This window comes from Bradyrhizobium sp. 604_D8_N2_3 (assembly GCF_051810765.1).
Classification (GTDB): Bacteria; Pseudomonadota; Alphaproteobacteria; order Rhizobiales; family Xanthobacteraceae; genus Bradyrhizobium; species Bradyrhizobium barranii.
In genome coordinates this window covers 3907080-3921006 of sequence record NZ_JBPWPM010000001.1, presented here as the reverse complement: position 1 = coordinate 3921006, position 13927 = coordinate 3907080, and the positions used below count along the sequence as shown (strand labels likewise).

Below are 13927 nucleotides of genomic sequence, written 5' to 3'. Positions count from 1 at the left end.
GACACGCAAACCGCGAGAACCGATGATGACCATGCTGACAACAACTTGGACGTCCATCTCCGAGAACGACCGCCGTCGGATAGCCCGGTGGCAAAAAGGCATGCTGGCGCTCGCCATCCTCTGCGAGATCTTTCTCGCCGCCGACTGGTATGCCTTCGCGGCCGTACTGCCATTCGTCTCCGAGAGCCTCAAGCTCAATCCCGCCGAGGCCGGGCTTGCGCAAGGCATCTTTGCGCTGACCTACGGCATCGGCATGGTGGTGTGGTCTCCGGTCAGCCGGTCGATGACGGCGCGCAACATGCTGCTGATCGGGCTTGCGGGCACTGGTATCGGCATGGTGCTCCAGGTGTTCGTACAAAGCTACACACAGCTCGTGATGCTCCGGCTCGTGATCGGCTTCTTCGACGCCGGCATCTTCATCGGCAACATGAAGCTGATCTTCGGCTGGTTTCCGCAAAGTCGGCGTGGCTCGGTGGTAGGCATCATCCTCGCCGCCTACAGCCTCGCCATCACCATGGATTTCGCGCTCGGCATTCCCCTGACGATTGCGACCGGTTGGCGGACCTTCTTCGCCGTGCTGGCAATCGGCACGCTGCTCGTTGCAGCCGTCGACGCACTCGTCGTCCGCAACGATCCGCGCGAGCTCGGCATCGGCGGTTTCACCTGGGGCAACGAAACATCGCAGGAGCACCTGCCGCTCGGCGAGATCTTCCGCTCGAAATGGATCGCGGTCGGCGGCTTCGGCATCGTGGCCTGCACCTTCGCGATCGCCGGCACCGCCACCTGGGTGGTGCCGGCCTTCATCACAGTACAGCACATGCCGCCGGAAGCCGGCGCTGTCATCGGCACCGTCATGGGGTTGTCGCAGGTGCTATTCCTGGTGATTGGCGGCTACATGTCCGATCGGCTCGGCAAGCCCTTCATGATCAAACTCACCGCATGTCTCGCTTTCCTGACCGCGCTGATGTTCCTGTGGAGCGTGGTCACACCGATGTCGTTCGCGATGCTGGTGCTGTTTGCAGCACTCAGCGGTATCGCGCTGCTCGGCGGCGGCGCTATCTTCGCTCTGCTCAGCGAAAAATACTCCGACGCGCTCGCACCGGCCGCGATTGGATACGCCGAGGTATTTGGCATCTTCTCGGCCTTCGTGGCGCCCTGGATGATGGGCGCCATCATCAACGCCTCGGCCGGCTCGTTCACCGGCGCCTTCATTGCTTTCGCGGTGGTCGAGCTCATCATCGTCGGCCTTTTGATGATCCTCGCCCGCGAGGACGTCAGTCAGGGCGCGGTGGTCGGAAGCCCCGCGGAATAAGATGCAGCGATCAGGGCACGGGCTAAAGCCCGTGCTCTGCGGACCTCGACAAAGGTCCATCTTCTGGGAAATCGGGCGCCCTCACCTTGTCCGCGACGGGCAAGAGTGGCAATCTCGTGAGGCAGAGCCCAAGAGACCCCGTCATGCCGCGCGTTAGCGCCAAATCCCTCCCCCAGCTGAGTCTTCGCATCGACCTCGACGGCGAGGATCGGATCGGGCCCGGCAAGATCGAGCTTTTGGAGCAGATCCGCGAGCAAGGCTCGATCTCGGCGGCCGGCCGCGCCATGGACATGTCCTACAAGCGCGCCTGGGACCTCGTCGACGAGATCAACCGCATTTGCGGACATCCGGTGGTCGAGCCGCAGGCCGGCGGTAAGAACGGCGGCGGCGCGATGCTCACGCCCTTCGGCGAGAAACTTGTTGCTCGCTACCGCAAGATCGAACGCGACGCCGCCCGCGCGGTGCACAAGGAGCTGGAAGCGCTCAGGAGCGACATCGGCCGTTCGCGGAAATCGTGAACGGGCGGGCGCGCATCCTGGCGGCTCGCTAGCGCATCCAGCGTGGCAGGGGCAGATTTTTCTTGCGCAGGAATTCCGGGTTGAACAGCTTGGATTGATAGCGCTGTCCGCCATCCGCGAGGATGGTCACGATGGTTTTGCCTGGACCGAGGTCGCGCGCAAGTCGCATGGCTCCAACGATATTGATCGCGCTTGAGCCGCCCAACACCAGTCCTTCGTGCTCGATCAGGTCGAACAGGACAGGCAAGGCTTCCTCGTCCGTAATCTGATATGCCGTATCGATGGGCGTGCCTTCGAGGTTCCGGGTGACACGGACTTGCCCGATCCCTTCGGTGATGGAGTCTCCCTCTGTCGTCAGTTCCCCTTTGGTGAACCAATTGTAGAGAGCGGCCCCCATGGGATCGCTGAGCGCAATCTTGATGCCGGGATTTCGCTCCTTGAGGGCCCGCGCGATCCCACCCAAGGTACCGCCGCTCCCGACGGCACATGTGAAGCCGTCGATTCTTCCATCCGTCTGCTGCCAAATCTCCGGACCGGTCGTGCGATAGTGCCCCTCCCGATTGGCGACATTATCGAACTGATTGGCCCAGAAAGCACCGAGCTCCTCGGCGAGCTGACCGGAATAGCGCGCGTAATGACCCGGATTGGAATAGGGTACGGCCGGCACCAGGCGCAGGTCGGCACCGCACAACCGCAACATGTCCTTTTTCTCCTGACTTTGCGTGTCAGGCATCACGATCACGCTTCGATAGCCGCGTGCATTCGCCACGAGCGCTATGCCGATTCCGACATTGCCGGCTGTTCCTTCGACGATGACGCCTCCCGGCCCAAGCTTGCCGCATCGTTCGGCATCGTTGATCATGGCCAGCGCCGCGCGATCCTTGATCGAGCCGCCGGGATTGAGAAATTCGGCCTTGCCATAGATCTCGCAACCCGTGGCTTCCGACGGCATTCGCAGCCTGATCAATGGCGTGTTGCCGATAGCGTCCAGGAAACCCGTTCGAACGTCGCTCATCGCTTGCCACCTCTGCACGCCCGCAACTTTAGGCTGGCGAACAGGCAAAGCGATTCTCTAGTTCAGGCGACGCGTGCAACATTTCCGGCGTTCGACCGGCCCAATCGGCAATTCCATTCTTAGGCGGTGTTTTGTTTGCGCCTTTGGCCCAAGCCGCTAGTTCGGCCGCACCGACATTTCCGGCATCGGCTGGGTCAGCGCTTCGCCGAGTAGGCTCTGCTCGGCTTTCGGGATCGAGAAGCGCACCTTGAAGCCGTCCTCGGTCTGAAGCGTGATGATGCGCTGGGTCGTGTCGGTCGCCTGCTCGATCGCCCAGGACGCCAGCGGATAGGCGTAGCGCAGGCTCTGGTCGCCGTAGCGGGCCTTCAGCGCCGCCTCGAGCAGCCCGGGCAGCGTCATGATGAGGGCGCCGACCTGGTTGAGCGAGACGCTGACCGCGGCGGGGTTGCCCGCCAGATCCTCGAAGCCCAGCGAGATCGCGCCGCCGTCGGACGCCACCTCGCAGGTCGTGAGCTGCCTCACCTTGATTTCCATCGTCAGTCCCGGAACGCGGTTCGCTATATTCATCAAGATATATCGATATGTCCACCCGCGTCCAGCCCTGCTTTTCTGGAATCGATCGAACCGGCCGCCATGGTCGGCCCGGCGAAGTCGTGATATATAGTTCGATATAACGAGGCCCCGAACGGCCCGTTTCTGCAAGGGAGCGCAAAGCCAATGAGTGACTACAATCTTCTCATCGACGGCAAGATGGTGCCCGGCGACCAGACCATGCCGGTTCTCAATCCCGCGACCGAAGAGGTGCTGGCGCAGTGTCCGCGTGCCTCGAAGGCGCAGCTTGATGCCGCCGTCGCCGCGGCGAAGGCCGCCTTCCCGGCCTGGGCCGCGACCCCGATGGCGGAACGCCGCAAGCTCGTGAACGAGATGGCCGACGTGATCGAGGCCAATTCGGGCGAGCTCGCCCACATCCTCACCAGCGAGCAAGGCAAGCCGCTTGGCGACGCCACCGGCGAGGTCCTCGGCATGGCCGCGTTCTTCCGCTACCTCAGCTCGCTCGAATTGCCGATGAAGGTGATCGAGGATTCCGGTGACCGCAAGGTGGAAGCCTATCGCCGCCCGCTCGGCGTCGTCGGTGCCATCATTCCCTGGAACTATCCGCTGCTGATCCTCAGCTTCAAGCTGCCGTCGGCGCTGCTCGCGGGCAACACGCTGGTGGTGAAGCCGGCGCCGATCACGCCGCTCGCGACCCTGCGCTTCGCCGAGCTGATCAAGGACGTCCTGCCGAAGGGCGTTCTCAACTTCATCACCGACGCCAACGATCTCGGCGGCGAGATGACCAAGCATCCTGATATCCGCAAGATCTCGTTCACCGGTTCCTCCGCCACCGGGCAGAAGGTGATGGCGAGCGCGGCGCAGACGCTCAAGCGCATCACGCTGGAGCTCGGCGGCAACGACGCCGGTATCGTGCTCGACGATGTCGACCCGAAGAAGGTCGCTCCCGGCATCTTCGAGGGCGCGTTCCAGAACTCCGGCCAGGTCTGCCTCGCCATCAAGCGGCTCTACGTCCACGAGTCCGTCTATGACGAGCTCTGCAACGAACTGGTCGCGATCGCCAAGAGCACGGTGGTCGACGACGGCGCCAAGCAGGGCACCAAGCTCGGACCGCTGCAGAACAAGATGCAGTACGAGAAGGTGAAGACGTTCCTCGAGGACGCGCGCAAGAACGGCAAGGTGGTCGCCGGCGGTTCGGCGATGGACCGTCCCGGCTATTTCATCGAGCCGACCATCGTGCGCGACATCCAGGAAGGCTCGAGACTGGTCGACGAGGAGCAGTTCGGCCCAGTGCTGCCGCTGATCAAGTACTCCGACAAGAACGATGCGATCCGCCGCGCCAACGCCACCACCTACGGCCTCGGCGCGTCGGTCTGGTCGTCCGACATCAAGCGCGCGCACGAGGTCGCAACGCAGCTCGAGTCCGGCACGGTCTGGATCAACAAGCACCTCGACATGGCCCCGCACATCCCGTTCGGCGGCGCCAAGCAATCGGGCATCGGTACAGAGTTCGCCGAGGAAGGCCTCGCCGAATTCACCCAGCTCCAGATCATCAACGGCCCGCCGGCGGCCTGATCGCAAAACCGGGGCCGCGGCGGAAGCGTCGCGGCCCCAATTCTTTGCCGTCAAACGGAGGCCGACCATGTTCGATGCGCAATGCGACCTCGCCGCCCTCGTCTACGAGGCGCATCAGGACCCCGACGCGGTCCTGCGCAGCTTCGCGGCGGATCTGAATGCGCGTGGCTGTCGCGTCGTCGGCATGGTTCAGGCCGGCCAATGCGCGGATTCGAGCCTGTCGGCCGTGCTGCTTCACAGCGGCGAGACGCTTCCGCTCGCGCAGGATTTCGATCCGGCCGCGCGCGGCTGCCGTCTCGATCTCGCGCGGCTGCAAAATGCGGGGATGCGGATCGCGGACGCCCTCTCGCATGGCGCCGATCTCGTCATCATCAACCGCTTCGGCAAGCGCGAGCGCGACGGCAAGGGCCTGTCCCATCTGATCGGACGCGCGCTCGACGCCGACATTCCCGTGGTGATCGCGGTTGGCAGAGACCATTTCGCCGACTGGATCAAGTTCGCCGGCGGCATGAGCGTCAGGCTCGGCTGCGAGCGCGGCGCGCTGGAGGCGTGGTGGCGCAGCATCTCCACAAGCAACGCGCGGCTTGACGTCGGATCACATCCTACGGTGTGCGAAATTCTGAAGTGAACGATCTGAGCCTGCCGGACTCGCGTACTTGTCCGTGAAGTCCTCACAGCAGCGCGCCGACTTCCCCTGTCGCCGCTGCGCAGGCAGTAGTTTCCCGGAATATGGCCGACGGTCGGGCCTCTGATACGCTTGTGCGGATTAAACCCGCTCACCCCGACATGCCCTGGGATCCCGAAATGCCGGTACGTCGGCTAAAGCCATCGCGCGTCCTCGGCGTCGAGCGCTTCTCGGACTTCGACGAATTTCGCGCCAACGAGGTGCTCGGTCTCGGCACCAGCACGCCGCTCCGTCCGCGGGAATTCTCGCTGTCTCGCGCCATCCTGCCGCTCCGCGACGGGCTCTTCGTGCTCCAGCGCTCCTTTGCACGGCGGTTTGAGGCCGAGATCGGCACGGACAACGGCGTCGGCCTCGTTGTTCCCCTCACCTTTCACTCCATCGCCAATGGCCGCGAGGTCGATAGTTCGATGATCGCCGTCATGCGCGGCAAAGCCCCCGTCAAGGCGATCGAGCATCACCCCAACACTTACCTGATGCTGCGCTTCAACTCGGACATGCGCCATCGCGGCTGGGCGGATTTCGACACCGGCCTCGCCTATGTCCGCACGCAGGACGATCCGATGACGCGCCTGCGCGCGGCTATCGTGGAGATGTTCTCGCTGGCGTCGGCATGCAACGATCCCCGGCAATTCGAGGCGCTCTACCGCCCGATCCAGGAAACGCTGCTCGCCGGCCTCGACGCCACCCTGCTGCCGGCAGGCGCACGCAGCGCCCGCCCCGGTTCATTCGACAAGCACCGCAAGCTGATCGCGCATCTCGACGACGTCGTTGCGCTGTTCGGCAGCAAGCCGCTCTACAGCGACGACCTCGCCGCCGCGCTCGGCGTGTCCGTGCGCACGCTCCAGGTCGCGACGCACGCGGTGCATGGCGTGAGCCTGCATCACTATCTGCGCCTCAAACGGTTGTGGGCCGTTCGCGTCCAGCTCATGACCGGGGGCGATGGCTTGACCGTCAAGGCCGCCGCACTCGGCAACGGCTTCTGGCACCTGGGCGACTTCTCAAGGAGCTACAGACTGGCCTTCGGCGAAGCGCCGTCCGAGACGCTGGCACGCGGACGGCGTCCGTTGCATCTGGCCATCGGCGCCTGAGAGTGCGGATCGCCCCTCAGGCGTGACCGTTCTCCTTGCGGTGCCCGCTCTCGCTGATGCGGTCGACCCAGGCGATACCGATCGCGGAAATGATGAAGGTCAGGTGGATCAGCACCTGCCACATCACCCCGGACTCGGTGAAATTGCTGCGCGTGGTGCCGAGATTGCCGGCCTCGATGAAGGTCCTGAGCAGCGAGATCGAGGAAATGCCGATGATCGCCATCGCGAGCTTGATCTTCAGCACACTGGCATTGACGTGGCTCAGCCATTCCGGCTCGTCCGGATGACCGTTCAGGTTCAGGCGCGAGACGAAGGTCTCGTAGCCGCCGACGATCACCATGACCAGCAGGTTCGAGATCATGACGACGTCGATAAGTCCGAGCACGACCAGCATGATCTGCTGCTCGCTGGCGTCGAACGAGTGCGCAACCAGGTGCCAGAGCTCTTTCAGGAACAACAGCACGTAGACGCCCTGCGCGACGATGAGGCCGACATAGAGCGGCACTTGCAGCCAGCGCGAGCCAAAGATGAGCTGGGCGAATGGGCCGATTTTCGGTCGCGGCCCGGCGTGCGCCGAAGGTGCTTTGGGTTCAGGCGTCATGGATCACTCCGGATTGCAGGTAGGAATTGTCGCCTCAGAGACTCGCGATGACGGGCGCGAGTTCGAGCGAACCGCGATAGATCATCTCGAAGGCGACGTAAACGATGATGGCGAGACCGACATAGGCGATCCAGCGCTGCTTCTGCAACACCCGGCCGAGCAGATCGGCGGCGACGCCCATCATCGCGACCGACAGCAACAGTCCGAACGCGAGGATGTAGGGATGCTCGCGCGCGGCGCCTGCGACCGCGAGCACGTTGTCGAGCGACATCGAGACGTCGGCGGCGACGATCTGCAACGCCGCCTGCCCGAAGGTCTTGCGCGACGCCGGTGCGCTGCCCGCGCTGCCACCGTGGCTCAACGCGAGCTCGGTGTGCGCGGACTGCTCGCGCAGCTCGCGCCACATCTTCCAGCACACCCATAGCAACAGCACGCCGCCGGCGAGCAGCAGGCCGATCACCTGCAGGAGCTGGGTCGCGACGCCGGCGAAGACGATGCGCAAGGCTGTGGCGGCGACGATGCCGACGATAATGGCGCGGCGGCGCTGCTCGGCCGGCAGGCCGGCGGCGGCAAGGCCGATGACGACGGCGTTGTCGCCGGCCAGCACGAGGTCGATCAGGATGACCTGGAGCAGCGCGGTCAGCGCGTCGGCGGTGATGAATTCAGTCATGATTGATCATTTTTCGATGCGGACGGATCGAGCCATTGCGGCTTCTTCCGCTCGACCCAGTCAAGGACCTTGGAGCGCGAGGCGCGCAACGCGGGGACGTCTTCGGCGAGCAATGCGAGGCCGAGCGGCAGCATCCAGACTCCGAGCACCGGCAGGAAGGAGAGCACGCCGCCAACAATGAGCAGCGCGCCCGACGGGATCCTCACCCAGCGGCTGGACGGTTTCAGCAGATAGGTGACGGTGTCGCCCATGCGCGGCGGCAGGCGGCGGACGAGCTTGTCGAGACGCGGGTCGCCACCGGCCATCTGGCCGGTGGTGCCCCCATTTCCTGCCGTACGCTCGTCCGATGCTGCACTCATGCTCACTCCTGCGTGGCGGCGCGCCGTTCAGTGCCTGCGCTGCCCGGCGCCACCGGCTTTGCGCGCGGCAGCACGAGCGTCAGCAGGCGCAACAGCTTGATCGCCTGCACCTCATGGGGATGCACGTCCTCGTCCGCAGCCGCGACGCGCTCCGACAGTTCCATCAAATGGGCCGACAGCGGCAGGTCCGAGACCGGACGCAACGTGTCGATCACCACATTGGCAAAGTCGGGCTCCTCGAGCCGTTCCGCCAGTTCGTCGAATATCGCAAACAGCCGGTCGTCACTCATGTGCGGCGCCAGTCCGCGATCCCTGATGAAGCGGATCACCTCGTCGCGCTCGACCGGCGAAACGCGCCGGTCGGCGACGGCGACGAGCGCGCCGGCGATCACCAACGCGACCGCAGCCTGCTCGTTCAGCCTGGACGGTTCCGTGATCTCGATTTCGGTCGGATTTGAAGTAGCGGCGTCGGACATCGTAGCTCCCTTACGTTGCGAAATGACCGCGCGGGGCTGCGATGGGGACGATTGAGTCGGAGAGAACTCGAGAAGGCCCGACGATCGGCCGATCCATCGCATTCGCGCGGGACAGGTCATCCGACATCGCGAGGTTTTGCCGACATGGTCGGCGTCCTCGCCAGAGGGGCCCGGATTCTTGTTCGCTCCAGACATAAAGATGGGTGGGTCGGAATCAAGGCAACAAGACTGCGACCAGCCGCCGCATCGGGTTCCGTGTCAGTGGATCTGGTTAAGCAATAGTGCGCGTCTCTCCGCGTGTCCCGGACGCGCCGCAACGCCCTTCGCGTTGCTGCGCAGAGCCGGGACCCAGAAGGCCACGCATTCCGCCGCAATATGGGCCCCGGCTCAGCAGCGCAGCGCCTCTTCGGCGGTGCGCTGCGTCCGGGGCACGAGAGCACCGTTTGGCGCGCAACTGAATCAACATCGTCATTGCGAGCGCAGCGAAGCAATCCAGAATCTTTCCGCGGAGACAGACTGGATTGCTTCGCTGCGCTCGCAATGACGGAGGAATGCGGACCTACCCTACCAGCTCGACAAGATGCGCGCGCGACGGTGACGGATCGAACCTCTCACCGAAATATTGCGTCTCGTGCGCCACCAGTCCTTCGCAGAATTCCATGATGCTGACGACATAGGACGGCACGCCGTCATAGGTCAGCACGAACTCGCTCACCCAGAGATCGCCGCCGCCGACGATCCGGCGGACCGTGAAGCGCTTCTTGTTGGGCTGCACGAACCGGCTTTCCTGAATCGTCCTGCGGCCGAGGATGCGCTCGCCGGACTGCGGATAGTCGAGCACGGCGTCCTCGCGGTAGATGTCATGCTCGGCCTCGAAATCATTCGCGTCCGACGCAGCCCAATGGCGCTGAAGGGCCGCCAGTATCGCCTGATCATCCATCGCGATCTCCCGTCTTGCGGTGTCTGCTCCCCAGATCGGGGCGCAGACAGCCGGCGACAAGACCGGCTAGCAACGTCTAACAACGACTAACGGGCCAAAAATCCGACATGGATGCAGATTGGCATTGCAGCGACCTGGAATCCGCCAGAGCCGCGCCCTCACGACGGGGAACCCCCATGGCCCGCTTGCTCTCCCTCAATGTCGGCCTGCCGCGCGACATCGCGTGGCAAGGCAGGACCGTTCATACCGGCGTCTGGAAGACGCCCGTCAGTGGTCCGCGCAGGGTGCGCCGGCTCAACATCGACGGCGATGGCCAGGGCGATACCGCCGGTCATGGCGGCGAGCAGCGTGCCGTCTACGTCTACCAGCAGGACTCCTATCAATACTGGCAGGAGCACCTCGGTCGATCGAACCTCGTCCAAGGTCAATTCGGCGAGAATTTTACCGTCGAGGGCCTGGCCGACAGGGACGTCTGCATTGGAGACCGTTACAGGATCGGCTCTGCCCTGCTCGAGGTGACGCAGCCGCGCGTCACCTGCTACCGGCTGGGTATTCGCATGGAAGAGCCGGACATGGCCGCGCTGCTCGTCAGGCACGGTCGGCCCGGCTTCTATTTTCGGGTGATCGAGGAAGGCGACGTCGAGGCAGGCGACGAGATCGTGCAGGTCGCCAGCGGGCCCGAGCGCATGAGCGTGTCCGAGATCAATGCGCTGCTGTATCTGCCCCCTCACCCGCGCGACCGCCTGGAGCGCGCGCTGAAAATTCCGGCCCTGAGCGGCGGCTGGCGTCATTCCTTCGAGGCGCTGCTCGAGCAGCAGCGCAAGGACACGACAGCGGGAAACGCCGGGCTCGGCCCGGCGTCGAGCCCGCCTCCGGCCTGGCGCGGCTTCCGGCCGTTCCGCGTGGCGCGCAAGATCGCCGAAAGCGGCAACGTGACGTCGCTGATCCTCGAACCCACGGACGGACATCCCGTCGCCGCCGCCCTGCCCGGGCAGTTCGTCGTCGTGCGGCTCGGCGCCTCCACGGCACCGGCGATGACGCGCAGCTATTCGCTGTCGAGCCGTTCCGATGCCGCGTCCTGGCGCATCAGCATCAAGCGCGAAGCCCACGGCGCGGCAAGCCAATATGTCGCCGACGAGGTCAAGATTGGTGACGCCGTGCAGATCGGCGCGCCACGCGGAAGTTTCACACTGCGGCAAGATGCACCGCCCGTCGTCTTGCTGAGTGCCGGCATCGGCGTAACGCCGGTGCTTGCGATGCTGCACGCGCTCGCCGCGGAAGCATCGACGCGAGAGGTCTGGTGGCTGCACGGCGCCCGCAACGGTCGCGAACATGCGTTCGCCGCCGAGGTGCGTGGGCTGTTGACTGGGCTGGCCCACCACCACAGCCATGTCTGCTACAGCGCGCCCGATCCGGGCGATCGTCTCAATGTGGATTTCGACTCGATCGGACGTCTGGACCTCCGGGTGCTTCAAGCCCTCGGCGTCCCCTCAGACGGCGATTTCTATCTGTGCGGGCCGGCACCGTTCATGACCGATCTCTCGCACGGGCTTGCCGCATTCGGCGTCACACCGGATCGCGTCCACACCGAGATGTTCGGCGCCGGACCGTCCCTGACACCCGGCATAGCGTCCACCCCGCAGGAGCGAGCGCACTTGCCGGCCGGCGCAACCGGCCCGGGCCCGATGGTCTCGTTCGCCCGCAGCGGCCTCAATGTCTGCTGGGGACCATCATATGCCAGCCTGCTCGAACTGGCCGAAGCCTGCGACGTTCCCGTGCGCTGGTCGTGCCGCACCGGGGTCTGCCACAACTGCGAGAGCGGGCTCGTGGCCGGCGCCGTCAGCTATGCGCCGGACCCGCTCGACGCACCTGCGGACGGCAATGTCCTGATCTGCTGTTCACGGCCCCAGGGCGACGTCGTGATCGATCTGTGAGTGTCGGCAGTCACGCCGGACATGCGAGAAGACATGCGAGAGTTCGAAGACATGGGAGAGTTCAATGCGACCTGACATGACGCCGGGAGTAACCTTCCCCGATTACGAGCTCAGCGACCACACCGGTAAGCACCGAAGGCTCTCCGAGCTGCAGGGTGGCGATCCGATGGTGCTCGTTCTCGGCCGCGGCGGCTTCTGTCCGAAGGACCGCCGCCAGGCCGAAGGCCTGCTGCAACTCCATCGCGAGATGGAGGTCGGCTACTGCCGGCTGGTCACGATCACCACCGACAACATCACCCAGACCAACGAATATCGCAGCGGCGTCGGGGCGCACTGGCCTTTCCTGTCGGATTCGCGGCGGATCGTTCAGAAGGATCTCGACATCGCCGAATACACCGATCCCGTCCACAATCCGATGATCCCGCATGTCATCGTGCTGGAGCCCGGCCTGCGCGTTCACAAGATCTATAACGGCTACTGGTTCTTCGGACGCCCGACCGTCGAAGAGCTGCGCCAGGATCTCCGAGCCGTCAGCATGAATTGCCGTCCGGACTGGGACATCACCGCGCCCGGGCTGAAGGCCCTCTGGGATCAGGGCCACAAGGAGCATTTTTACCCCTACGGCAAGGCTTACGTCGAAACTCTCGGCGAACGGGATTAGAACCACATTCCGGCATCGTCCGTTCGGACGAATGCCGACCCAGGAATGTGGATGGTCCAGATGAAGACGACTCCCGGCGATCGCGCCGGCCGCATGGGCGCGCGCCAGATCTACGAAGCCCTGAGGGATCAGATTCTGACGCAGGTCTACGGGATCGACGGCCTGCTGCCGTCGTCGCGGGCGCTTGCCGGCGAGATGGGCGTGGCGCGCTCGACCGTGACCGTCGCCTATGAACAGCTCGCCGCCGAAGGTTTTATCGAGACACGCCATGGCGCGCGGCCGCGCGTTGCCCGCGCCGTCGTCGAACGCGGACGCGCGCGCGCCGCATCGCGGCCCTCGGCGCGCAAGGTACGGCTGTCGGCCTTCGGCGAGCGGCTGCGGTCGGACCCGCCGCGCTGGATCGAGCCGCCGCGCGGGCTCATCGCCAACTTCCGCTACGGCGAGCTCTCGCCGTCGGATTTCCCGGTGCTGGCATGGAAGAAGGCCGTGACGGCGGCGATGACGCGTAAGCCCGAGCGGCTCGCCTATGACGACCCCTGCGGCGCGCTGCGGCTGCGGACTGCGCTTCAGGGCTATCTGTGGCGATCGCGCAGCGTCCGCTGCGAGGTCGATCAGATCGTTGTCGTGAACGGCTCGCAGCAGGGCCTCGACATCTGCGCGCGCCTCCTGCTCGATGCCGGCGACCGCTTCGTGATGGAGGATCCCGGCTACCAGATGGCGCGGCACACGCTCGCGGCGACGGGCGCCGAGACGGTGCCGATCCCCGTTGACGCGGACGGACTGGAGACAGCGCGGCTCGACGGCATCGAGGCCCGGCTCGCCTATGTGACGCCGTCGCATCAATATCCGCTCGGCGGCGTCATGCCGATCGGACGCCGGCACCAATTGCTGGCCTGGGCACGCAAGCACGACGCCTACGTGATCGAGGATGATTACGACAGCGAGTATCGCTACGACACCAAGCCGATCCCGCCGCTGCATGCGCTGGAGGGCAGCGACAACGTGATTTATCTCGGCACCGTCTCCAAGACGCTCTCCCCGACCTTGCGGATCGGCTACCTGGTCGTGCCCGCCGGGCTGCGATCCCTGTTCGCCGCCGCCAAGCAGATCATGGACCGGCACACGCCGCTGATCGAACAGCACGCTCTCGCTTCGATGCTCGAAAGCGGCGCCTATGACAGCCACGTCAGGCGCGTGCGCCGGCGTAACGCCGAGCGTCAGCAGGCACTGATCGGCGCGTTGCGCCGCCGGTTCGGAGATCGTGTCCGGATCGAGGGCACGGCGGCGGGCCTGCACGTGGTGGCGTGGCTCGACGATCTGCCGCAGAAGCGCGAAGATGCATTGATCCAGGCGGCGCGCGCGAAGGGCGTCGGCATCTATCCCGTCTCTGCGTTGCTGGTCGGCCCAAGCCGGACGCCGAGCCGGACGCGGAAGACCGTCGGTCTCGTCATGGGCTATTCGGCGCTGGAGATCGCGCAGATCGACAGAGGCTGCAAGCTCCTCGCCCAGGCCGCCGCCGAACTGGACTGATCAGATCATAG

General features: G+C 64.9%; 15 protein-coding genes. 8 read left to right on the top strand and 7 right to left on the bottom strand.

The genetic code is table 11. The features are described 5' to 3' along the window. The first annotated feature begins 100 nt into the window (after positions 1-100). Positions 101-1312: an MFS transporter gene (locus AB7245_RS18425; protein WP_439034567.1), complete on the top strand. Its 1212-nt coding sequence runs from the start codon at positions 101-103 to the stop codon at positions 1310-1312. A gap of 143 nt (positions 1313-1455) precedes the next feature. Next, positions 1456-1830: a winged helix-turn-helix domain-containing protein gene (locus AB7245_RS18420; protein WP_259257940.1), complete on the top strand. Its 375-nt coding sequence runs from the start codon at positions 1456-1458 to the stop codon at positions 1828-1830. Between the two features lie 28 nt (positions 1831-1858). Here AB7245_RS18420 and AB7245_RS18415 read toward each other — a convergent pair whose 3' ends face one another. Together AB7245_RS18415 and AB7245_RS18410 are read right to left on the bottom strand one after the other, a co-directional pair. Beyond that, complete coding sequence (locus AB7245_RS18415) at positions 1859-2845, bottom strand: cysteine synthase A (RefSeq protein ID WP_039150086.1); 987 nt, start codon at positions 2843-2845, stop codon at positions 1859-1861. Positions 2846-3001: 156 nt separating this feature from the next. Next, the gene (locus tag AB7245_RS18410) at positions 3002-3379 is read right to left on the bottom strand and encodes a hypothetical protein (protein ID WP_028159380.1); all 378 of its coding nucleotides are present in this window, start codon (positions 3377-3379) and stop codon (positions 3002-3004) included. A gap of 183 nt (positions 3380-3562) precedes the next feature. On the opposite strand from AB7245_RS18410, the gene AB7245_RS18405 reads away from it, so the two are divergent. The 3 genes from AB7245_RS18405 to AB7245_RS18395 all read left to right on the top strand — a co-directional run bounded on the left by AB7245_RS18405 (position 3563) and on the right by AB7245_RS18395 (position 6745). Further along, the gene (locus AB7245_RS18405) at positions 3563-4972 is read left to right on the top strand and encodes an aldehyde dehydrogenase family protein (RefSeq protein ID WP_439034566.1); all 1410 of its coding nucleotides are present in this window, start codon (positions 3563-3565) and stop codon (positions 4970-4972) included. Positions 4973-5039: 67 nt separating this feature from the next. Then, entirely contained in the window at positions 5040-5600 is a 561-nt protein-coding gene (locus AB7245_RS18400) for a DUF2478 domain-containing protein (protein WP_354248254.1), read from the top strand. Between the two features lie 176 nt (positions 5601-5776). Beyond that, complete coding sequence (locus AB7245_RS18395) at positions 5777-6745, top strand: helix-turn-helix domain-containing protein (RefSeq protein ID WP_167767998.1); 969 nt, start codon at positions 5777-5779, stop codon at positions 6743-6745. 16 nt (positions 6746-6761) lie between these two features. On the opposite strand, the gene AB7245_RS18390 is transcribed toward AB7245_RS18395, so the two are convergent. The 5 genes from AB7245_RS18390 to AB7245_RS18370 all read right to left on the bottom strand — a co-directional run bounded on the left by AB7245_RS18390 (position 6762) and on the right by AB7245_RS18370 (position 9791). Further along, a complete protein-coding gene (locus AB7245_RS18390) occupies positions 6762-7346 on the bottom strand; it encodes a TIGR00645 family protein (protein WP_071915153.1) in 585 nt (194 codons plus the stop codon). Positions 7347-7380: 34 nt separating this feature from the next. Next, positions 7381-8016 (bottom strand): TerC family protein, encoded by a 636-nt coding sequence (locus AB7245_RS18385; RefSeq protein ID WP_247307055.1) that lies wholly within the window; start codon positions 8014-8016, stop codon positions 7381-7383. Then, the gene (locus tag AB7245_RS18380; protein ID WP_439034565.1) at positions 8013-8375 is read right to left on the bottom strand and encodes a hypothetical protein; all 363 of its coding nucleotides are present in this window, start codon (positions 8373-8375) and stop codon (positions 8013-8015) included. The genes AB7245_RS18385 and AB7245_RS18380 overlap by 4 nt, the downstream gene beginning before the upstream one ends. A gap of 2 nt (positions 8376-8377) precedes the next feature. Further along, positions 8378-8851 (bottom strand): TerB family tellurite resistance protein, encoded by a 474-nt coding sequence (locus tag AB7245_RS18375; RefSeq protein WP_439034564.1) that lies wholly within the window; start codon positions 8849-8851, stop codon positions 8378-8380. Positions 8852-9410: 559 nt separating this feature from the next. Beyond that, positions 9411-9791, bottom strand: coding sequence for a nuclear transport factor 2 family protein (locus AB7245_RS18370; protein ID WP_439034563.1), 381 nt, complete (start codon positions 9789-9791; stop codon positions 9411-9413). Between the two features lie 176 nt (positions 9792-9967). Between AB7245_RS18370 and AB7245_RS18365 the strand changes: the two genes are divergently transcribed. From AB7245_RS18365 to AB7245_RS18355, 3 genes are all read left to right on the top strand, one after another. Continuing rightward, positions 9968-11725, top strand: a complete 1758-nt coding sequence (locus tag AB7245_RS18365) for an MOSC domain-containing protein (protein ID WP_439034562.1) — start codon at positions 9968-9970, stop codon at positions 11723-11725. A 64-nt stretch (positions 11726-11789) separates the two neighbouring features. Then, entirely contained in the window at positions 11790-12386 is a 597-nt protein-coding gene (locus AB7245_RS18360) for a redoxin domain-containing protein (protein ID WP_354176918.1), read from the top strand. Between the two features lie 51 nt (positions 12387-12437). Next, complete coding sequence (locus AB7245_RS18355) at positions 12438-13916, top strand: PLP-dependent aminotransferase family protein (RefSeq protein WP_439034561.1); 1479 nt, start codon at positions 12438-12440, stop codon at positions 13914-13916. Positions 13917-13927 lie beyond the last annotated feature (11 nt).